Origin of the sequence: Pleomorphovibrio marinus, assembly GCF_003347495.1 — a bacterium.
GTDB classification, from domain to species: domain Bacteria; phylum Bacteroidota; class Bacteroidia; order Cytophagales; family Cyclobacteriaceae; genus Pleomorphovibrio; species Pleomorphovibrio marinus.
In genome coordinates this window covers 649,579-672,688 of the sequence record NZ_QCXY01000002.1, presented here as the reverse complement: position 1 = coordinate 672,688, position 23,110 = coordinate 649,579, and the positions used below count along the sequence as shown (strand labels likewise).

15 protein-coding genes are annotated in these 23,110 nt (G+C 42.2%); 11 read left to right on the top strand and 4 right to left on the bottom strand.

Going from position 1 to position 23,110, the window contains the following annotated elements; genetic code table 11:
• Window positions 1–5 precede the first annotated feature (5 nt).
• The 3 genes from DB520_RS08795 (at window position 6) to DB520_RS08785 (ending at window position 3,299) form a co-directional block, all read left to right on the top strand.
• Window positions 6–1,385: a RagB/SusD family nutrient uptake outer membrane protein gene (locus DB520_RS08795; RefSeq protein ID WP_114749310.1), complete on the top strand. Its 1,380-nt coding sequence runs from the start codon at window positions 6–8 to the stop codon at window positions 1,383–1,385.
• Window positions 1,386–1,506: 121 nt separating this feature from the next.
• Entirely contained in the window at window positions 1,507–2,601 is a 1,095-nt protein-coding gene (gcvT, locus tag DB520_RS08790) for a glycine cleavage system aminomethyltransferase GcvT (RefSeq protein WP_114749309.1), read from the top strand.
• Entirely contained in the window at window positions 2,598–3,299 is a 702-nt protein-coding gene (locus DB520_RS08785) for a 2-phosphosulfolactate phosphatase (protein ID WP_114749308.1), read from the top strand. Before gcvT ends, DB520_RS08785 begins: the two co-directional genes overlap by 4 nt.
• Before the next feature lie 52 nt (window positions 3,300–3,351).
• Here DB520_RS08785 and DB520_RS08780 read toward each other — a convergent pair whose 3' ends face one another.
• A complete protein-coding gene (locus DB520_RS08780) occupies window positions 3,352–3,861 on the bottom strand; it encodes a fasciclin domain-containing protein (protein ID WP_114749307.1) in 510 nt (169 codons plus the stop codon).
• 728 nt (window positions 3,862–4,589) lie between these two features.
• Between DB520_RS08780 and DB520_RS08775 the strand changes: the two genes are divergently transcribed.
• Window positions 4,590–5,594, top strand: a complete 1,005-nt coding sequence (locus DB520_RS08775; RefSeq protein WP_114749306.1) for a DUF4097 family beta strand repeat-containing protein — start codon at window positions 4,590–4,592, stop codon at window positions 5,592–5,594.
• Window positions 5,595–5,839: 245 nt separating this feature from the next.
• Here the strand turns inward: DB520_RS08775 and DB520_RS08765 are convergent, their stop codons facing one another.
• Window positions 5,840–6,838 (bottom strand): GRP family sugar transporter, encoded by a 999-nt coding sequence (locus tag DB520_RS08765; RefSeq protein WP_114749304.1) that lies wholly within the window; start codon window positions 6,836–6,838, stop codon window positions 5,840–5,842.
• 426 nt (window positions 6,839–7,264) lie between these two features.
• On the opposite strand from DB520_RS08765, the gene DB520_RS08755 reads away from it, so the two are divergent.
• Window positions 7,265–9,628, top strand: coding sequence for an alpha-L-rhamnosidase-related protein (locus tag DB520_RS08755; protein ID WP_114749302.1), 2,364 nt, complete (start codon window positions 7,265–7,267; stop codon window positions 9,626–9,628).
• A gap of 86 nt (window positions 9,629–9,714) precedes the next feature.
• Window positions 9,715–10,326: a hypothetical protein gene (locus tag DB520_RS08750; RefSeq protein ID WP_114749301.1), complete on the top strand. Its 612-nt coding sequence runs from the start codon at window positions 9,715–9,717 to the stop codon at window positions 10,324–10,326.
• A 43-nt stretch (window positions 10,327–10,369) separates the two neighbouring features.
• Here DB520_RS08750 and DB520_RS08745 read toward each other — a convergent pair whose 3' ends face one another.
• On the bottom strand, window positions 10,370–10,822 hold the full coding sequence (locus tag DB520_RS08745) for a hypothetical protein (protein WP_114749300.1): 453 nt from the start codon (window positions 10,820–10,822) through the stop codon (window positions 10,370–10,372).
• A gap of 140 nt (window positions 10,823–10,962) precedes the next feature.
• On the opposite strand from DB520_RS08745, the gene DB520_RS08740 reads away from it, so the two are divergent.
• The 3 genes from DB520_RS08740 (at window position 10,963) to DB520_RS08730 (ending at window position 16,038) form a co-directional block, all read left to right on the top strand.
• Window positions 10,963–12,165 carry a proline dehydrogenase family protein gene (locus tag DB520_RS08740; protein WP_114749299.1) on the top strand — a complete coding sequence of 401 codons (1,203 nt, stop codon included), beginning with the start codon at window positions 10,963–10,965 and terminating at the stop codon, window positions 12,163–12,165.
• A 12-nt stretch (window positions 12,166–12,177) separates the two neighbouring features.
• A complete protein-coding gene (lysS, locus tag DB520_RS08735; RefSeq protein ID WP_114749298.1) occupies window positions 12,178–13,902 on the top strand; it encodes a lysine--tRNA ligase in 1,725 nt (574 codons plus the stop codon).
• 69 nt (window positions 13,903–13,971) lie between these two features.
• Complete coding sequence (locus DB520_RS08730; RefSeq protein ID WP_114749297.1) at window positions 13,972–16,038, top strand: M13 family metallopeptidase; 2,067 nt, start codon at window positions 13,972–13,974, stop codon at window positions 16,036–16,038.
• 275 nt (window positions 16,039–16,313) lie between these two features.
• Here DB520_RS08730 and DB520_RS08725 read toward each other — a convergent pair whose 3' ends face one another.
• Window positions 16,314–17,978 (bottom strand): FAD-dependent oxidoreductase, encoded by a 1,665-nt coding sequence (locus DB520_RS08725; RefSeq protein WP_114749296.1) that lies wholly within the window; start codon window positions 17,976–17,978, stop codon window positions 16,314–16,316.
• Window positions 17,979–18,053: 75 nt separating this feature from the next.
• Here DB520_RS08725 and DB520_RS08720 point away from each other — a divergent pair, with 75 nt between their 5' ends.
• Window positions 18,054–20,531, top strand: a complete 2,478-nt coding sequence (locus tag DB520_RS08720; RefSeq protein ID WP_114749295.1) for an ATP-binding protein — start codon at window positions 18,054–18,056, stop codon at window positions 20,529–20,531.
• A gap of 80 nt (window positions 20,532–20,611) precedes the next feature.
• Window positions 20,612–23,080, top strand: a complete 2,469-nt coding sequence (locus DB520_RS08715; RefSeq protein WP_114749294.1) for an ATP-binding protein — start codon at window positions 20,612–20,614, stop codon at window positions 23,078–23,080.
• Window positions 23,081–23,110 lie beyond the last annotated feature (30 nt).

Sequence of the window (23,110 nt, the reverse complement as noted above, 5' to 3'; positions counted from 1 at the left end):
GAATCATGAAAAAAATTTATATATATTTGACAAGTTTCTCTCTCATCCTCTTATCCTTAACGGGGTGTGAAGATCAACTTTTCTTAACGCCACCACAGAGCGTGGACCAAGAAATTGCACTGAACAGCGACGCTAACGTAAAGCGAGTTCTGGTAGGTGCTTATGCCGATTTGAGGGATATTAGTGTTTGGGGCGGAAGGATGTTATTATACTCCGAAATGCTGGGTGCCAATAATGAGATCCGATGGGAAGGCACCTTTAACCAACCCCGTGAATTGTTTAACAAATCCGTTTTCACCAATAATACTTTCATTACTGAAAGTTGGCTAGTGGGATATAGTGCCATCAATATTTGTAACAATATCCTTGAGGCCATCAACGTGGTGGATGAGGCAGATAGAGACCGGGTAAGAGGAGAAGCATTGTTTATTCGAGGTGCTATTTATTTTGAACTTGCCAGATTTTATGGTTTGCCCTATTCGGCAGGGAACACATCCTCCAATTTAGCTGTGCCTATTGTTCTGACTCCTACCCGCGAAGTTTCTCCAGAAGACCAAGTGGCCAGAAACACGGTAGAAGAGGTTTATCAGCAAGTGATTTCAGATCTTAGCACGGCCGAAGAGTTGCTCCCTTCGATCAACGGCTTTTTTGCAAGGAACTATGTAGCTGCCGCAATACTTTCCAGGGTGTACCTGCAGATGGAAAACTTTGGGGAGGCAAGGGATGCTGCTGACAGGGCCATAGCCCTTTCCACTGCACAGGAAAAGAGGCTTGTGAGCAACTACATGAGTGCGTTTAACACCGAAACAGATTCTCCGGAGGACCTTTTTACCATTCAGGTAAATACCCAGGATCCCGGAAACAATATGCACCTCTTTTATTCTACCCCTGACTTTGGTGGCAGGGATGGGGATGTAACCATACTGAACAGCCACGTTAACCTCTATGAATCAGGGGACGAGCGGCTAGAACAGTTTCAGATAAGGGCCGGAGACCGCCGCACGGACAAGTGGAGAGATCAGTTTAGGAACGTGAAAGTGGTTCGTCTTGCAGAAATGTATCTCACCCGCGCCGAAGCTAATTTCAGAGAAGGTACTGCACTAGGAGCCACCCCCTTGGAGGACATCAACAGGATTAGGGAAAGGGTAAGTCTTACTGAAAAAACATCTATTACCTTGGAAGAAATCCTAATGGAAAGAAAACTGGAGTTGGCACATGAAGGACATAATATTCATGATGTAAAGCGTACCAGAGGGTCAATAATTGATAATACTGACAATTCCCTAATATATTCTTATGATGACGCCAGGTTGGTGTTGCCTATACCCCAAAGAGAAACAGATGCCAACCCCAATTTGACACAAAATCCAGGATACGGAGGATAAGTAGTTTCTTCGAATCCCTAATAAAAAAGACCACACCCTTTCATGGTGTGGTCTTTTTTATTTTTCTTTACTATATAATCACCGGTATATCCATTCCAACAAAACTAACCACTCGCGATCCATGCAGGAAGAAGTAAAAAAGACCGCCCTATACCAGACACATGTTTCACTAGGTGCTAAACTGATCCCTTTTGCAGGGTATGAAATGCCCGTAAGATACAGCTCAGACATAGAGGAACATAAATGCGTAAGGGAGAAGGTGGGCATATTTGATGTCTCCCATATGGGAGAATTTCTCATCAATGGGCCCAAGGCTGAAAGCCTGATCCAAAAAGTAAGCTCCAATGATGCTTCAAAACTAACTATAGGTCAGGCCCAATACTCTTGCTTACCCAATGAAAAAGGCGGTATAGTAGATGATTTATTAGTCTATAAAATGGCCGATCAGGCCTTTATGTTGGTGGTAAATGCTTCCAACATAGAAAAAGACTGGAATTGGATCAGTAAGCATAACGAAATGGGTGCTGAAATGAAAGACTTATCCGACCAAACCTCACTTTTTGCAATCCAGGGACCAAAAGCCGAGGACACACTGCAGGCCTTAACCGAAACGGACCTCTCCGAAATCCCCTTTTACCATTTCAAATTGGGAGAACTGGCAGGCGTGCAAAATGTGATTATTAGTGCTACTGGGTACACAGGTGCTGGGGGGTTTGAACTTTACGTCCCCAACCCCGAGGCAAAAAAAGTGTGGGAAGCAGTACTTGAAGCAGGAAAGGCCCACGGCATACAGCCTATTGGGTTAGGCGCCAGGGACACCCTGAGACTGGAAATGGGCTATTGCCTTTATGGCAATGATATAGATGACCAAACCTCACCCCTTGAAGCTGGACTTGGCTGGATTACCAAATTCACCAAACCATTTATCAACCATGAGAACCTTAAAGCCCAAAAAGAAAAAGGGGTGGACAAAAAGCTGGTGGGTTTTATCCTTCAGGAAAAAGGGATTCCTAGGGCAGGCTATCCAATCCACAACTTGGAGGGAAACCAAATCGGATCTGTGACCTCAGGCAGCCTATCCCCTAGTATGGGAATAGGGATTGGGCTGGGCTACGTGGCTACAGAATATGCTAAGCCAGGAACCAGAATAGGAATTTCTGTTCGAAAAAAAGTATTGGAAGCTAAAGTGGAAAAGTTACCCTTGTTAAAAAAATGAACCAAGTAGAAATCTGTTTTAGCCCAGAGCTGATTCACCTGCATGAACTAAAAGGCAAAATAGCAGTTGTGGTGGACATTTTTAGGGCTACTTCCACGATGGTCACCGCAGCAGCTAATGGTGTGCTCGCCATTAAACCCATGGACAACTTGGAGTCCTGTAAAAAAATGAAATCTGAAGGATTTATTACCGCAGGAGAAAGAGATGGAAAAAAGGCACCCGGATTTGACCTTGGCAATTCCCCTCTTAGCTACCTGAATGGAAAGTACCAAGGGGAGAAAGTTGCCATTACTACCACCAACGGAACTGTAGCTATTGCAAAATCTAAAGAGGATGCGGAAATTGTAATTATAGGCGCATTTCTTAATTTGGACGCAACAGTTGCCTTTTTACAGGAAAAAAGAAAAGATGTGGTAATTGTTTGTGCTGGTTGGAAAGGGAAATACAACCTGGAAGATTCCCTTTACGCAGGTGCTCTTGTAGAAAAATTAGGTTTTGCATTCGATTGCGATGGGGCATTAGCCATGTCCATGCTATTTCAAAAAGTAAAGGGGGATTTACCAGGTTTTCTAAAAAAGGCCTCGCACGCCAAACGCTTGCAAAACCACAATATTGAAGCGGATATTGATTTTTGCCTGACATTTAATCGGTTTAACCTTGTACTACAATTGCAAGAAGAACTGCTAGTGACTAAATAAAAAAACCCGACCCTCATTGGGACGGGTTTTAATAATATAATCAGATATGTACTTACATTTCTGGCAAAATAACTGAATCAATTACATGGACTACTCCGTTGGTTGCTTCAATGTCAGCGGCAGTAACTTCTGCATTGTTTACCATGGCTTTTCCATCTTTAAGACTGATTGTTACTTCTTGACCCTGCACCGTTTTTACCTTAGCACCATCCCTTAGATCACCAGAAGTGATTTTTTCAGGTATCACATGGTAAGTAAGGATTTGAATGAGTTGATCCTTGTTTTCGGGAGCTAACAATGTTTCTAAGGTACCGTCTGGTAATTTAGAAAAAGCTTCATCGGTAGGAGCAAATACTGTGTAAGGGCCATCACCCTTCAAAACATCTACTAAATCCCCTGCTTCTACTGCTGCCACAAGAGTAGATAGAAAATCAGTTGCCGATGCCAGCTCGACAATATCCATGTCGGCATTTTTCTTCGGTGGATCTTTTTCATCATTAGCCCAGGCAAATGATGTTGTAAATAGCATAACGATAGCGAAAATGTTAAATAAATTTTTCATGGTGTTTTTGTTGGTTCAGGTAATAAAACAGGAATAGAGAACCTTTGTTCATTTAATAAAAATTAATTCATAACAAAGACCTATAAAAGTGTTCAACTTACCTATAAATAGACACCAACATGTTAACCTAAAAAACATCCCCGAATTTTTAATGAGGTATTTATATATACCAATATGCAGCTTTTCAATGGCCATAAATGCATACTTTCTATAAATCGGAATTGCAATCCTCCTCCTGACCCATCCTAATAAATAGGAGGAGTTTGATTCAGCGTTATACTCGAATTCATGGGTATAACACCTTACCAGGAGATATCCATACCCAATGAGAATTGTGGAAATAAGTCCTTTTGATCAAAAAGAAAAACCGTCTTTTTTAATTTACCCTTCAAATAGAATTTGTACATTTTCAGTATTAAACCGTACGAATTTGAACACTCTGTTTTTATTGGAACACCCTAAAAAGTGCCTAATTTTTCAATGGAGGAGGATTTTTGAATTTCAGTTTACGTTGGCACTGCTTTGGTAAATGCTTCTGTACATCTTAATAATTCCTAGCACTATTTAAAAAAACAATGAAATCGACCATGACGAGCACCTCACACAGAGGGATGCCCCGGATAGCTATCGGGGAGAAGATACGAGATTCCCCCGAAACGAGTTCCCCGAATCAAGTTCGGGGCAGGCAGGGGCAGGCTATATGACCGCTAAAAAGAAATTATAAACATATGAAAACAAAAACACAAGAGAGACCCAAAACCTGGGTATTTTCGGCTCCTCATTCTAAGGTACAAAAAAAGGCGCTTTCTCCATTAATGTTTGTCCTCAGCCTTGCCCTTCTCAGCTCCTGCATGGACTACAGCATGGATGTGATAGAGGACATTCACAGTGAATATGACAACATTAAGGTCATTAATGTGGATGCCGCATTTTTGAAAGCACATTATGTGGGTGATGAAAGCATAACTTCTGTTACGCTAGATGCTTTGCTGAAGTCCAACAGGGAAAATAGCCACCAAATTAAATATAGAGTGGAAGGAGAAACCTTAAATGTGGAAGTAACTTCCCGTGGACTAGGACGAATCGGCAATTTGAGAACAGACGGTCATATCTACCTCACAGGCCCAAAGTCCATGGAGCTAAATTTAAGTGCTGCCTCTGGAAGTGTAAAGGCCGAAAACGTTGCAGGTGAGGCTTTGTCGCTGGAGGTGGGTTCCGGAAAGGTGTATGCAAAAGACATAAAAGTCTCCAAAATTTACCTACAGGCTTCATCAGGGAATGTGGATGCTATAAATTTGGAAGGTACCATTCATTCTAATGTTTCTTCTGGTAAAATTGATATCCATACCGTAAAAGGGGAAGTAGATGCCGAAGCTTCAAGTGGAAAAATCTCCCTGAACTCTATTCAGGGCTTAGTAATAGCCAAAGTAAATTCAGGTAGCATCCACTTAAGCAATGTTTCAGAAATTGGCCCTTTGAAGGTAAGTTCAGGAAGGATTCTGGCTCTCAACTGTGGTTTGGGGCCTTACACAACCCTTCATGCAAATTCGGGAAGAATAGAGATTCAAACCCCATCCAACCTGAGGAATTTCAATTACAACCTTAGCGCGGGAAGCGGTAGGGTGAGGGTAGGTGAAAGGCAAAATTCCGGAAACCTCCTCATTGACAACGGTGCCCCACATACCGTCACTGGAACGGTAACCTCTGGTCAAATCAGTATTTTGGATCGATAGTAGCAGAGAAAGAAGCAGGGATTGATGGCCAATCCTTGTTTCTTTTTTCATTCGAATTTGTTTAAGTTTCAATGCCCCCTACCCACCTTTCACATATCCTATCCCATAAACCGCCCCCTTTCACTTGGAAATAAAACCCAACAAGAAATGATAAACAAGCAGATACACTCATACCCTGAAACCTGGGCAACTCATCTTTTTGTATAACCTTAATCATCGTAGGTTCTTTTCGGTTAGCCTAACACCTAAGCCCCCGAAACAATAATCAAAATCAACCCTATAATAAAGAGGGCGAACATGGCGGTAATCAATTTGAAGGTATCCTTAGGGGCATTTTTGAATTCCTTCCAAATAAATACTCCCCAAAAGGCTGCCACCATGGTGGCTCCCTGCCCTAAACCATAAGAAATGGCAGGCCCGGCCTGTTCAGCTGCAATTATGCTAAAAGACATTCCCACGCACCAAATAATTCCCCCCAGTATTCCTACCAGGTGTATCTTGGGTCTCCCTTGAAAATACATGCGGTAGGAGACCGGGTTTCCCTCTACTGGTTTACGCATCAAAATGGTATTAAAAAGAAAATTACTGATTAAAATCCCTAATGTGAACACAAACACAGCAGAATAAGGAGTGAATTTGCCTACCGCAGGATCCTGAAAATTAAGCGACATGGATTGTTGGACAAAAAAGTAAAACAGCGACATCAACAGCCCCCCGATTAAAGCCAGTTTCAACCCCTTAGCAGGGTTTTTCCTTTCTTCACTACTTAGCTTGCGATAGGCCATGGCATCCAAAATAATGGCCACCGTTACTAGGGCAACACCTGTAAACAAAAGCACAGGGCTACCTTTTTGCTCAGAAAAATAGTTGATTACCACTCCCAGCACTAATGCCAAGCCTATCCCTACCGGGAAAGCCACAGCCATACCGGCTATTGCAATGGCCGCAACGATCAATATATTGGCAAGGTTAAAGATGACTCCTCCAGCCAGGGCTTTAAAATAATTTCCCATCTCAGCCTGCTGAAGGTCCTCCAGAAAAGGTCTTCCCCCCTCCCCTGTACTGCCTAAAGTAAGACCAAAGACCAAAGCCAACAAAACGGTGCCGATTACATAGTCCCAATAAAACAATTCAAAGCGCCAGCTTGAGGCCGCCAATTTTTGGGTATTGGCCCAGGACCCCCAGCACAACATGGTCACAAAACAAAACAGCACAGCCAGCGAGTAGGAAGTAATGATAAACATATTCTAAAAGGTTATTTCAGGTTAATTTAAATTAAGATAATGGTTCCTTCAAATTTTTAGGAAATATTGGATATGGGAAATACAATTCCAAAAAGGAAAAGAAATCAGCCCTTACATTTAAATAGTTCTTCAAGTTACGTTTTCTAATTACCCAGCAGGAATTCCTGTATTCTGCAATCCAAGGATAACCTAGACAAAGGACATAACATATCCCCATTTTGCCAATTTCCGATTGAGGTAAATATAGGATTTTATCCGAGCTATTTAATTACTTTTTTTAGTATTTCAGCTTAAAAGGAACCACTGTCTTTTATTTTGCTTTCCCAAATATTTCAATGGAGGGTGCCAGAGGTTGGAAATACGCCGAGTAACAGATATTTTTGGTATACCTAATTAGTTCCAACGCTCGCTCGTACCTTTAAAAATATGCCCCATAACCGAATTGTATCCCTTTTTATCCTGTTTATTTTTGTTTCCCTCATACAGGTTTCCCATGCCCAGGAAAGGTGGAAGGCAAGTTGGGTAAGCCTACCAAAGTCAGACCTTCAGGACTATGCAGTCATGCATGCCCGAAACACATTTTACCTCAGCGAAAAGCCTTCGTCCTTGGAGATAGATGTTTCTGCAGTAATCAGGTACAAATTATACGTAAATGGGCAATATCTGGGGCAGGGACCATCCAATAACGACCTGTATCATTATACCTATGATACCTATGACATAGGTTCTTATTTAAAAGAGGGGGAAAACTTAGTGGCATTGACGGTTCTTGACCTAGGTGAAATGAACCCGCTGCGTTACCCCTCCGATGGGTTGAAGTTTATCCTAAAAAGCAAAGAAAAGGATTTTGAGTCCACATTAAACACAGGAGAGGGGAACTGGAAAGTACATGTGGATAAGTCCTACTCACCTACCCACCGAGGACCAGACTTCGAGGTAATAAGCTATTTTGCCATGGGTGGAGGAGAGCGTATTGATGGAGAAGATCATCCTTGGGGTTGGCAAGGTTTGGAATTTAAAGATGATACCTGGAAAAAACCCACAGCACTACTACGGGGGGAGCCCTATGGTTTCACCCATAATTATGGCCTTACGGATGTGAGCTTAAGTGAAAGAGCTATCCCCTTCATGGATGAAAGTAAGGAAAAGAAACCCACGATCCGAAGAGTGGTGGGGTTAAATCAAAAGTCAGTCTTGGAAACTTGGAAAAAAGAGGAGGTAATTCATGTACCTGCAAATACCGAGGTAATAATTTGGCTGGATCAGGAATATTTAACAAAAGGCCATGTGCAATATACCTTTTCTGGGGGAAAAGGTGCCAAGGTGGAGGTTAGCTACGCCGAAACTTTGTTTACGCCCGACCGAAAGCAAGGACATAGAGACGAGATTGAGGGAAAGGAATTTATAGGACTAAAGGACATCTACCTTATGGATGGGGGCAAAAACAGGATATTTGAACAATTGCTTTACCGAACATGGAGGTACATAGAAGTAAAGATTATTACGGAGGAAGAGCCACTTGCTTGGGAGGGTTACGAAGCTAAAAAATTCATCTATCCCTTTGAGGAAACAGCCACTTTTAACACACCTTTTCAATTGCATAGTGATATTTGGGAGGTAGGTTGGAGAACGGCACTGCTTTGTACAGATGAATCTTATATGGACTGTCCTTACTACGAACAACTCCAATACATTGGGGATACCAGAATCCAGGCTTTGATATCCCTTTATGTATCCGGCGATGACAGGTTGATGAAAAACACCTTGCATCAATTTGCCCACAGCATCACAGATGAAGGCATTACGGAAAGCAGGTATCCTGCTTCTTACAGGCAATATATCCCACCCTACTCCCTGTATTGGGTCAATATGTTACATGATTACCACATGCATAGGGAGGATCCGGCCTTTATTGAGCCCTACCTTTCCAAGGTAGCAGGTATCCTTTTCTGGTTTGAAAACAAGTTGAATGAGGATTTCCTGCTTGGGCCAATGCCCTGGTGGTCCTATGTGGATGTAGTGGATGGTTGGGAAATGGCCTCTCCCCCTGGCTTTAAGGAAGGGGGAAGTATTGTCTTAAGCCTACAGTTCCTTTATGCATTGCAGGAGGCCAATGCGCTATTTGAATATTTTGGTGAAAATCACCTCAAGGCTCATTTTGTGCAACTTGCTCAAAAAATCAAAGCTGCTTGTCTGGAAAAAGGCTGGGATGAAGAAAGGGGACTTTTGGCAGACAGCCCCGAAAAAGAAAACTTCAGCCAACATGCCAATATTTTTGGGATCTTATCTGATTTGTGGGATAAAGATACCCAGAAAGAAATTTTTGATAAGATTGTAGAAGACGACAAGATATCCAAGGCAAATATTTATTTTAGGTTTTACTTGACAAGGGCTGCTCAGCATGCTGGGAAAGGGGATTACTTCATACAGAATTTGCAAACCTGGGAGGATATGCTTGCACAGGGATTGACCACTTTTGCAGAACATGAACAAGATACACGGTCGGATTGCCATGCTTGGAGTGCCAGCCCCAACTTTGAGTTTATCCATTTGGTATGTGGTATTCAGCCTTCATCTGCCCATTTTGAAGAGGTATTGATTACCCCCCATCCCGGGGATCTGAAGGAGTTCACTGGCAGCATGCCCCACCCAAAAGGAATGATTGAGGTAAGCTATCAATTTGATGCCAATAAGGCCAGCATAGTATTGCCTGATAAGCTGAGTGGCAATTTCGAATTTGAGGGAAAGGCTTTTAAGCTCTCCCCCGGAAATAACCATATCACTTGGTAAATTAAGGAAATGTTCCCTTTATATCAGAAGGGGTATTTAATAAATTGGAATGGCATTTGGTGCAATCTGCTTAAAACCAAAAGATAATGAGAATCAATACCTTTCCCTTTTTTCTTTTTCTCTTTTCGGCCTGTTTTTCTGGAGAGGTACCCCCAGAAATGGATAACCGAATACAGCATTACTACGAAAATGGAGAAAAGGTAATGCTGACTTTAATACCCGGGAAATATTTTGTGCTTCTGGATTCAGTAGTGTCCCGGGAGGAAATCGCAGCAACCCTGTTTTTGGAAATTAATCAAATCTCAAACATTGATACCAGTAGGATTTCGGGTTATGGAGAGGGTCATGATTTCTATTGGACGACTATCACTGGGGCAGGTAATGAGACTTTTTTGGGGAATAATATATTAATTTATAGCGCCCCTTACTTTTATTCGGAAGATGGGATAGAACTGGGTCTGACTCATCTTTTTACTGTCACTTTGATAGAAGAAGAGGGTATAGAAAAGTTGGAAGAGTTAGTGGAAAGTCATGAAGCGAAGATTTTGGGTCAAAGTGAAGAAGGTGTCCTACAATTTTTAATATCCTGCTCAAACAAAAGCAGCGGAGATGCCCTGGAACTCAGCAGGGGTTTTTATGAATCCGGGTTTTTCGAAGAAGCGCAGCCCCTGTTTACAGGTGACCAGAAGATCCATTAATCCTAATCGCCTGTACTTAAAGGGACTTATTGGCAGCATTGCCCTATTCACCATTCGTTTTCTTCTTCCCTTCCTCTGATATGGTTCCAAATTTTCGCTTTAGGTTTTTGATATAGGCCACTTTACGAAACCGCAGTGCACTCCAATCTTCATCTATTGCTACTTGGCGAACCGGTTCCATTTGGTATTTGCCCAGTGCGTCCCAGCCCTTATCCCTATTTATGTCAGAAGAAAATTTCTTGCTGCTTTTTTTTGGGTATGCTGCCCAGCAAACTGCATCACCCTGAAGCATTGGGCACACCACATTGGCAAAGGCATCTACCTGCTCCTGAGTTAGGAGGAAGGCAAGCACAAAGTGGATTTCGCCAGTAGCCTCAGTAATAATTTCCGCATTATCTTTCAGGGCTAATAGTTCCGGCTCGAATGATGCCGGTGCATTGAGGATATGTATAGGGTTTTGTCCGCTATAATTTAGCTTTTTAAATATTCCTTCCATGTAGCATAGTTTTTGATTAAAGTTAGCACTTATAACTAAAAAATCATAGGTAAGTAAGCCAATTCCTGTACCCAGAAATCATAAAACAATAGTCGGCAGGTACCTGTTTTTTTAATATCTTTGCAGCTTGATACAGTCCAATGAATCCTAAACCCAACGTTTCTTTCGAAAACACTGAAGTGGCTTATGCCCACAAATCGGATAGATCTTTGAGAAAATCCTGCCGCCTGTATTGGTGGATGCACTTCCCAATTCTCCTGGAAATAGGGATTTTCCTCACTAATTTAGGTTTAAAACTCGGTTTGCCCATCAAGGGTATCATTCGGGAAAACGTGTTCAGGCAGTTCTGCGGCGGAGAGTCGGTAAAAGACTGCCAGCCGGTAATCGATGAGTTGGCAGAATATGGAGTAGGTGCCATATTGGATTATTCGGTGGAAGGGAAAACTTCGGAGGAAAGCTATACTTCCAATGAAGCCGTCATACTGGAAACCATAAAATCTTCCAAAGGCGATGAGCGGATTCCTTTTACCGTGTTTAAAGTCTCGGGACTTGGTGATACTGCTCTGTTGGAAAAAAAACAGCAAGGAGCCAAACTGAACAGCAAGGAAGAAAAGGCACTTATCTCCACCAAATCACGGGTGCTCAGGTTGTTTGAGGCAGCTTTTGAAGCAAAGGTACGCATTATGGTAGATGCGGAGGAAAGCTGGTTTCAGGATGTGGTAGACGAATGGGTAGATGAGGGAATGGCCAGGTACAATAAAGATACCGCAATCGTTTATAACTCCTATCAAATGTATCGAAGAGACATGCTCAGCAGGTTGAAAAGCGCGCACATGCGAGCTGTGGCACATGGCTATTACTTGGGGGTCAAGCTAGTAAGGGGAGCTTACCTGGAGAAAGAAAATAAAAGAGCACATAAAAAAGGGTACCCCTCCCCTATACAAACTTCCAAAGCCGATACGGACAAGGATTTTGATACTTCCTTACAGTTTTGCATCAATAATAAACAACGTATCTATTTTATTTGCGGAACACACAATGAACTAAGCAATACCATACTGACTGAATTGATTGACCTGCATGGCATGCAAAGAAATGATGAGCGTATATATTTCGCCCAACTTTATGGGATGAGCGACCATGTCAGCTTTAATCTGGCGAATGCAGGGTTTAATGTGGCAAAGTATCTGCCCTTTGGCCCTTTGGCGGAGGTGCTTCCCTATCTTTCCCGAAGGATAGACGAAAACACTGCCATTGCCGGGCAAAGCAGTAGGGAATACAAAAAGCTAAAAGCCGAAATAAAAAGAAGAAAGGATTTGCCGAAATTTCCAAAAATAGCATAAACAATATAGGACATGCAATTACTAAGCGAACAAGAAATAGAACGGAGAAAAGACAGGGAGGCCTTATTGAATATGGGAATAAACCCCTACCCTGCACTTTCCTTTACTATCAACGCCACCTCAGAGGATATACATAGAAACTACGAAAACCGAAAAAACGATTACAAGAATATCTCCATTGCGGGCCGACTTATGACCCGTAGGATTATGGGATCCGCCTCCTTTGCGGAAATCCAGGATTCCCATGGCAGGCTTCAGCTCTATTTGAGAAGAGACGATCTATGTCCCGAGGAGGATAAAAGCTATTACAATACTGTCTTTAAAAAACTGCTGGGCATTGGGGATTTTATCGGTGTAAAGGGCTTCATTTTTACCACTCAAACAGGAGAAATTTCCCTTCATGTCAAGGAGCTGGTACTCCTCTCTAAATCTGTCAAGCCCTTACCGGTGGTAAAAAGGGATGATGAAGGCAACGTATATGATGGATTTACTGACCCAGAATTAAGGTATAGACAAAGGTATGTGGATCTGGTCGTGAACCCGGAGGTTAAGAAAACTTTCTTTGTACGATCTAAGTTGATTTCAACAATGCGCAGGTACTTCGATGATCATGGCTGGCTAGAAGTAGAAACCCCCATATTACAGCAGATTCACGGGGGGGCAGCTGCCAAGCCCTTTCAAACCCATCATAATGCACTGGACATACCCCTCTTTCTTCGTATTGCTAATGAACTTTATCTGAAAAGGTTAATTGTGGGTGGATATGAGGGCGTATATGAAATCGGAAAAATGTTCAGAAATGAGGGCATGGACCGGACCCACAACCCCGAGTTCACCTCCATGGAGATTTATGTCGCCTATAAGGATTATGTCTGGATGATGGAAATGGTGGAGGACTTATTGGGGAAAATAGCCGAAGCTGTTCTTGGTGACACCCGGGTAAAAGTGGGTGACCATGTCATTGAATTTTCAGGCCCCTACCGAAGATTGAGCATGTTTGAGGCCATAACCGAATATGCAGGGGTAGATGTAAGCAAGATGGAGGAGGACGAACTTAGAAATGTATGTCAAGGAATGGGCATAGAAGTGGATAACAGTATGGGTAAGGGCAAACTTATCGACGAAATATTCGGTGAGAAGGTTGAGGATAACCTTATTCAGCCTACCTATATCACGGATTATCCCATAGAGATGACACCCTTAGCCAAAAAACACAGGGACAAACCCGGTTTGGTAGAGCGGTTTGAACTTTTTGTAAATGGAAAGGAGATCGCCAATGCCTACACAGAACTCAATGACCCCATAGACCAAAGGGGGCGGTTTGAGGAACAATTGAAATTGGCAGCAAGGGGGGATGAAGAGGCAATGGCCATGGATGAAGATTTTCTTCGATCATTAGAATATGGCATGCCTCCTACGGCTGGCTTGGGTATAGGGATAGACAGGTTATGTATGCTATTAACTGACCAAAGTACCATCCAGGAAGTATTGTTCTTCCCTCAAATGAAGCCTGAAAATAAACCAAAAATCGCATCAGATGAGGATTTTGAAACCCTAGGTGTTCCAAAAGAACTTATTCCTGCATTAAGGGATTTAAACATTCATACCATTGAGCAGCTTAAATCCCAAAATGCCAACCAGCTATTTAATGATGTCTGCGGCAGGCGAAAAAAACTCAAGCTGCAAGCAAACAATCCCAGCAAAGAGGAGGTGGAAAAGTGGCTGGCTGATGATTAGACAAAGATTAAGAGAGGGCACTTTTGAAAACAGTGCCTTTTTCAATACCGAGAACTAAATTGCCAACTAATGAATAGACCAACCAGAAATTCGGTTCTTTTTGGAATCGCAAGTGTAGCTTTTCTTTGCTGCTCACCGGAAAAGGAAGATCAACAAAAAGAAGTAAAGGCCATCAACACTGCTTATATGGATAGTACTGTAAGGCCGCAAGATGACTTTTTTTTGTTTGTCAACGGAAATTGGATTCGGGAAACTGAAATCCCCGGGGATCAAGGCAGATGGGGGAGTTTCAATGAATTGAGGGAAACCAGCAATGAGGCTGTTCTTAAAGTACTCGATAGGGCGAGTGAAGATAGTGAAGCCTACCCTGAAGGATCGGACCAAAGAAAAGCAATCGATTACTATAGCATAGGAATGGATTCTTTATTGGCAGAAGAAAGAGGAATAGCCCCACTTGATCCTTGGATGGAGGCTATAAATAATATTCAGGATAAGCTTTCTTTGCAGGAGTATTTGCAATGGCAACAAAGTTTCGGTGGTGGTGCATTTTTTAGTTTTGGGGTAAGTACTGATGCCAAAAACTCCGAGGCCAATGCTCTCTATGTTTCCCAAGGAGGGCTGGGCTTACCGGACAGGGATTACTATGTGGACAAAGACAACGAGAAATTCCAAGAGATTAAGGCCAAATACGAAAAACACATTTCCCGTATGTTCCAATACTTGGGTTGGGAGGAAGGAGATGCCAATACAGCAGCATCCAACATTTTGGAATTGGAAACGAGGTTGGCCCAGGCCAGTAAAACCAGAATTGAGATGCGGGATGCCGAAGCCCGCTACAACAAGTTCACCTCAGCAGAGCTCAGCCAACTTACCCCTTCCTTGGATTGGAAGGTTTTTCTCAGGGAAGTGGGTGCGGATACCGAAGAAATAATCATTTCCACCCCGCCCTTTATGGAAGCATTGGAAGGCATAATTCAAACCATGCCGACTCAAACATGGAGGGAGTACCTTCAATGGAAAGTGATAAACCGGGCAGCACCCTACCTTCAACATGAATTGGTGAAAGCAGACTTTGACTTTTATGGCAGAGAGCTACAGGGCACTGAGGAAATGAGACCCAGGTGGAAGCGTGTCTTAGCAAGTGCCGAATATGCAGCAGGTGAAGCCATAGGGAAACTATATACGGAAGAGTATTTTCCCCAAGAAGCCAAAGACAAGGCTTTGATCATGGTGGACAATATTCTGGAAGCTATGGGGGATAGAATTCAAGGACTGGATTGGATGACAGATGAAACTAAAAACAAAGCCATGGAAAAACTTTCCACTTTTTCGGTGAAAATCGGTTTCCCAGACGAATGGAAGGACTATAGCGGATTAATAGTGGATGGAAACCCAAAAACTACCTCCTATTTTGACAATTACCTCCAGGCGGCAAGGTTCAGGTTTGAAGACAACCTGAAAAAGCTAAATCAGCCAGTGGACAGGTCCGAATGGTTTATGAACCCGCAAACGGTAAACGCCTATTACAACCCCACATGGAATGAGATTGTTTTTCCCGCTGCCATACTGCAACCCCCTTTTTTCAACTATGAAGCAGATGCAGCTGTCAACTATGGTGGAATCGGGGCTGTAATTGGCCATGAGATTTCACATGGGTTTGATGACCAGGGAAGCAGGTATGATGCCCAAGGCAACCTCGAAAACTGGTGGCAAGACGAAGATTTGGAAAACTTCCAAAAAAGGACAGCCAAACTGGTGGAACAATTTGACCGGTATGAGCCACTGGAAGGGGTGTTTGTCAAAGGGCAACTTACATTAGGGGAAAACATTGGTGACCTGGGTGGGGTCTTGGTAGCCTATGATGGTTTACAAAAACACTTGCAGCAATATGGGCGACCTGAAAAAAGGAATGGATTCTCCCAGGAACAACGGTTTTTTATCTCTTGGGCCACGATTTGGAGGGGAAAGAGCAGGGAGGAAGCCTTAAGGACACAGGTGCAGACAGACCCTCACTCCCCGGCACAATACAGAGCGAATGGTCCTTTGGTAAATATTGATGCCTTTTATGAGGCCTTCGAAGTGATGGAGGGGGATGGCATGTTTGTGGCACCAGAAGATAGGGTAAGAATTTGGTAAATAAAACTCCATCAAGAACCTGTAAATTACAACAGTTCCTGATTGCTAAAGCGGATATTTTTGGCTGCAATAAGTCAGAAATATCCGCTTTTTTCATAAGAAATCGAGCCTGTCCTGACGACAGTCAGGGAATGACGAGCAGGTCACACACTGGGATGATTATCGTTGCGAGATTCCCCCGAAACGAGTTCCCCGAAACAAGTTCGGGGCAGGCAGGGGCAGGCTATATGACCGCTGAAAATCAATTATAAACATATGAAACATTATCCGTTCCACTATTGACCTAAGGAAGTCACAATCCCTTCTTCCTCAATCCTGGGAAGCAAATTCGGATAAGCAAGCCGCTGAACAGCTATCCCCCTTTCAAGGGCTTCATTGGCGATAATGGATGCTACTTGTCCCAATATCATAAAAGTCCACTCCAATCGAATGGCCCCATAGGCAATATGGCTGCTGGAAAGGCAGGTTGGGGTAATCAAATTAGTACATTGGGAGGATGGAGGAATCAAGCTTCGAAAGGATATGGGTAAGGGCCTCCAGTTTTCTCCTCCAAAAACAAACCCCTCATTGTAGGCATAGCCATCTTTCACTATCCTTCGCACATGATGTACGTCAGGGGGCCAATAAGCCAATGCAATAGGATCTTCTACTTCAGTAAATTCCATTTTTTTGACATGGTGCTCCGTGATCACATAGTCAGAAACCATTCTTCTTCCACCCCTTACGTAAAGATCCCGTGGCCAGCCATTATTATCCGTGAATTCGTCTTTGGCAAGACCCCAATTGCTCCAAGTCTCTTGAAGACCCTCATCCAATTCCCGTACTTCCAGGTCATTCGACAAAAAGTAAAACAGACCTTGTGTAAAATCCCGGTGATACTGGATTATCCTCGCCCTTTCGGCATAAGAAGCTGTGGGATATCCTCTGTTCATCCCATACAGGTTATGGGACAAGTCATGCCATGCGCCCAGGTCTGTTTTCCCATTCGGCAGTTTTTCATTTGGGACATATAGTTTACCACCGGCCCGAAGGTACCTAAGGTAAATTTCATAATGTTCTCGTTCATAATTGTCAGGTTTGGTGAAGGGTATTAGGTTGTTCTTTTCCCTGGTCAAGCACATCCTGAAGCAATAGGCCTGAATACGGTCATCCCCTTCACCTGGAGTACCCAAGGGCTCATCCTGAATGGTGTGGATGAGCCCACTTTCCGGGTCATTGGGGTTTCGATATGGATTTACCTTCACCTCAAACTGCCGATAAGTATTTTCCTTTCGGATTCCATTCAGGGTTTCTCCATAGGTAGAGTTGCTCTCCCTTCCCACTGTAAAGGAAATTCCTGCCGCAGCTAGTAAATCTCCCTCATAAGAGGCATCAACAAAAACCTCCCCCTCTATCCTTTCTCCGCTTTCCAAAATAATGTTTTTGATCCTGGGGCCTTCCTTGAGTACAGCTCCTCGGCCTTCTACCAAACGGGATCCTCTGATAATTTCAATATTTTCATATTCATCCAGCCAATCTGAAATAACACCTTCCGCCACACTGCTTTCAAACTTCCAAAGTTCAGGAAGCTTATACCCATTTTCTACAGCTTCTTTCCATTCCTTTTCCCTCCCATAATGAATTGCAATCCGCCTATAAAATTCCAAAGCAATTCCACTCACAGCGGGACTGTTCTGAAATCCCTGGTGATTGTCTATGTCCGAACCGCCAAGTCCCTCCACAAGCATACCTCCTATATGGGTACTGTGGGATATAAGCAATGTTTTTTTACCAGATTTAGCAGCTTCTAAGGCAGCAGAAAAACCCGCGGAGGTACCCCCATATACCACTATTTCAAATGAGCTTTGGGCCAAGGCTTCCATAGTGCTTTTATACCCTGGTATAATGGTGGAAACACAAAGAAATAAATAAAACCCAAGACCAGATTTTAATAAATTCATAAAAGAATCTTTTTATTGTAAATTTCCTTTTTTATTTTCAATCCTTCAACAAATTTTTAACCTACCACAAATCCAATGGCTTCATCATCCCTAGACGACAAGAAGGGCATACAAAGGCTCAAAGAAGTGTTGGCTTATGGACTCTTGGATACGCCAGCAGAGGAGGATTTTGACAGGTTGGCGAAACTTTTGTCCGTGGCTTGCGAAACACCAATTGCTCTAATTTCTTTGATCGATGACAAGAGGCAATGGCTAAAAGCCAAAATAGGCATCGACTTACAAGAAGTGCCATTGACCGACACCCTCTGCCAATTCACCATGAAAGGTAAGAAATACTTGGAAATTGAAGATGCTACTAAAGACCTTAATCTAAGAGAAAATTATTTTGTGAAAGGGGAAAATGGTATCCGCTTTTATGCAGGTATTCCATTAATCAGTATGGCTGGTTTTGCTATAGGAACCTTAGCGGTGGCAGATTATCACCCCAAAAAGCTGAAGGACAACCAGCGTAAAATCATGGAAATGATTGCCCAGGAGGTACAACAATTAATGGAGGCCAGGAAGAAAAACCAATTGCTGGGCAAAACTTTAGAGCAGGTACTTAGGGAAAAAATAGCGGCTACAGAAGCAAAACTTCACAGGAAAGCCCTAGAGTACGACAACCTGTATAGGGCTATTAGCCAATCGAATGCTTTGATTACGATAACTTCCAAGGGGGACATCACCTTTGCGAATGAAATATTTGAGAAATGGTCAGGGGCTTCAAGAAAGGATTTAGAAGGGAAAATGCTCTCTTTCGTTTTCAATGAATTCGAGGAGCAACAACTCCCACAGTTGATTGAAGGGTTAGAAGAAAAAGGAGTGATTTCAAAAGTTTTTACTATTTCTAATGGTGCCGACACAAAATGGATACATGCCACCTTTTGCCCCTTGATGGATAAACCTGAAATCCTTAGCTCGATATTGTTGGTTGGAAACGACATTACCAAGGTTATGGAAGCGAAAAACGAGCTTGAAAAAGCCAAAAAAACCTCCGAAACCCTCCATTTGCAGAAGGATCAGTTTATCGCCAATATAAGCCACGAAATACGTACCCCCTTAAATGCCATTATTGGTTTTGCAGACTTACTTTCTGAGCGTCTAAATGATACCAAAAATAAGGAATATTTGAATGCAATAACCATGGCAGGAGACAGCCTACTTCTGCTGATCAATGACCTCTTGGACTTGGCAAAAATTGAGTCTGGGGTATTTCAGACCGAAAAAACCTCTTTCGATTTAAAGGAGGTAATTACCCAGTCAATAAGCTTATTTGCTCCTAAAGCTGAAAAAAAAGGGATTGCACTGGAGGTAGAGCTGCCTCAATCCATGCCATCCAGCATAATCGGTGACAAAAACCGCCTCTATCAGGTGTTGGTAAACCTCATAGGCAATGGAGTCAAGTTTACGGAAAAAGGATATGTAAAGGTAATAGTGGCTATTAATGAGAAGAAAAAGGATCTCGTGAGGGTAGGTTTCAAAATAAAGGATAGCGGCATAGGCATTCCCCCTGAAAAACTCCATTTGATATTCGACCGGTTCTATCAAGCCCATGAAATATCCAACAACCAATATGGAGGAACAGGATTAGGGTTAAACATCTGCCAATCACTCATCGACAAACTAGGAGGCACTATAAAGGTGAAAAGCCGATTGAATAAAGGAAGTACCTTTACCTTTCAACTTGACTATCAAAAAGACAAATATCCAGATGTAGGAAGAGGTTTTGCTATTGACCAAGTTGATTCTGAGGCCATACCAGAATGCAGTATACTTTTGATCGATGATAGTGTATTGCATCAAAAATTATTGGGAGCCTACTTTGAAAACACTCCTGCCCGAATTGATTTAGCCTTAAATGGGGAGGATGGGTTAAATAAATTTATTCAAAATAAATATGACCTTATTCTAACTGATTTGCAGATGCCCGGTAAGAATGGGTATGAGGTGACAAAGGTAATCCGAGAGAAATATAGTTCGGAAGTTCCTATAATAGCCTTAAGTGCTCAACCTATTGTTATGGAAAGGGCAAAGTCCATTGCAGCCGGCATGAATGACTATATTTCAAAACCAGTTCACCGGCAAACCTTAGTCCAAAAAGTCAGGTTTTGGCTAACCATTTACAGGAAGCAAGGCACATTAAAAAAACCCAGCCCAAACTTGGATGAAAATACCATCTCCCAAAAGCTGGAAGAATTATCCATGGGAGACATCAAAATGAAAAGTGATTTACTCTCCATCTTTATGGAGCAAAATGACCAGTTCTTTAAGGCAGTTGAACAAAGTTGTAAGGAAGGAAAACTAGATGAAGTAGCCCATCAAGCAAGAATACTTCAAGCATCTTATGAAATTTTGGGTGTCACCAATTATTACCTTGACTTATTGGAAAAAAATGCTAATATAATCGAGATTAAAGACGTTGTATCCATAACAGAAAGGATCAAAGATCAACTGTACCATATTTTAACTTTGTTATCCATTGATACAAGTAAAGAATATATCCTTGGAAACTGATTGGAATCCTCATCCAAGTCAGAATTTGACTGTAAAATTTTATTTCTTCCGCAAAATTTCTTGTTTTAAAAGTACTTGAAATGCCAGATAATAAAGCCTCCAACAGAGAATTGGAACGATTAAAAACATTACTTTCTTATGGAATTCTTGACACCCCTATTGAGAAAGAGTTTGATGACCTAGCCGAATTGGCCTCTGTTATATGTGACACCCCCATTGCCATTATTTCTGTCATAGATGATAAAAGGCAATGGTACAAAGCTAAAGTCGGGATTGATATAAATGAAGTGAAGCTTGAGGAGACATTTTGTCAATACACCATGGCTGCCGAGGATTTTTTGGAGATTCCGAATGCAACCTTGGACCCAAGGGTTCGGGAAAACCCAAAAGTAAAGGGTGAAAATGGAATAAGGTTCTATGCAGGGTATCCTTTAAAGGCAGAAAATGGGTATTGTATAGGCACTTTATGTGTAGTCGGGACACAACCACAACAACTGTCTGAAATTCAAAAAAAGTCTCTTTCCCTAATTGCCAACCAAGTAATGGTTTTACTGGAAGCTAGGAAAAAAAACCTATCCCTTGCGGGGGAGGTGGAAAAGGTCTTAGCATCCAAAATTAAGGAGACCAAAAATAGGCTCCAAAAATTAAAAATGGAATATGATCACCTGTTTCAGGCCATTTCAAAATCAAGTGGAGTTGTGGAATTTTCTCCCGAAGGCATCATTACTGGGGTTAATAAAAATTTCCAAGACATTATAGGCTATAGTGAAAAAGAGCTCATGGGAAAACCTCACCGAATCCTTTTGGATAAAAAAGACATCAGCAATAACCTCAGCTTTTGGAAATCACTCAAAAATGGTGAATTCCAGTCTGGTAGGTTAATGCGTATACACAAGTCGGGAGAGAAGGTATGGATACAGGCTTCTTATAACCCGGTGATGGATAAAGATGGAAAAGTGAGAAAGGTAATCAAGGTAGCTCAAAATGTGAGCATGGAAGTGAAGTCCCTCGAAGCTTTGGAGGGCGCAAAAAAAATGTCCGACAACCTAAATATCCAAAAGGACCATTTCATCGCAAACATGAGCCATGAAATCAGAACCCCTATCAATGCCGTTCTGGGGTTCACAGAATTACTTCTGGAACAGGAATATTCCCCCGCGAAGCTAGACTACCTTAACTCCATTAAAGCAGCAGGAGACAGCCTGCTTCACATCGTAAATGACATTTTAGACTTATCCAAAATTGAAACCGGGATATTCCAAATCGAAAAATCCCCCTTCAACCTAAGGGACACCATAGAAAATGTCTTTAAAATGTTTAGGCTCAAGGCTACACAAAAGAAAATCCACTTCAACCATCAACTTCAAGAAGACTTACCCCTTCTACTTATTGGAGACAAAAACAGGCTTTCCCAAATCCTGATAAACCTCTTAGGAAATGCCTTCAAATTTACTTCCGCCGGAGCTGTGAGTTTGGCAGTAGCTATGGACAAAAAAGTGGGTAAAGAAGTGGCTATCAGGTTTGATGTACAGGATACCGGTATAGGCATCCCGAAAGACAAACTAGAAATGATCTTTCACCGTTTTAGTCAGGCCGAAGACCATACCACTAGAACATACGGAGGGACTGGGCTTGGACTGAATATATGTAAACTCCTCATAGAAAAGCAAGCCGGAACCATCAACGTGAGTTCTCAATTGGGAATTGGGTCTACCTTTTCTTTCATTATTCCTTATACGCTTATGGAAACTCCTCCCCCAGCCTATTCAAAAGCATCTCCTGCCTACCCTGAGCAAACCATACCATTAAAAATATTACTTTTTGAGGACAACATACTCAATCAAAAACTTATGGAGGCTGTTTTCTCTAGAACAGATCATGAATTAGATATAGCTGTAAATGGCGAGGAAGGTCTGAATCTTTTATCCATAAAAAAATTCGATATCATTTTTATGGACATACAAATGCCGATCATGGATGGCTATCAAACCACCCTCAAAATCAGGGAAAACATAGACAAAAACATACCCATAATCGCCCTGACTGCGCATTCCATGATGGCTGAAAAGGATAAATGCATCTCCTTCGGAATGAACGACTACCTTTCCAAGCCCATTAACAAAAAAGACCTAATGGATAAACTAAATTTTTGGACGGCAAAAATCGGCGAAAATTCCGAAAAACATACTAAATCGTCCACCAATAGGTATATTTCACTTAACCAACTGATAGACCTTACACAAGGGGATTCGGATTTTCAGCGTGAAATGATTGAAGTATTTATCAAGCAGACAGACGAAACGGTAGGTCAAATAGCTGATGATTTAAAGAAAGGGAATATGGAGCGAATTGTATCCCTGGCGCATAAACTTAAGACGTCCTTTGGGATTTTGGAAGCATCCACGCGACACCTCTCTCAGATTGAATACAAAGCAAAAGCCGGGGAGCCAAGGGAGGAAATAGAACCGTCTTTGGATGCTCTACATCTTCAAATCACATCCATCTACCAAGAACTTAACCAAATTCTTCATCAGTATGAAGCAAAATAAGAACTAATGAAGCTTCATATGCTAATATCT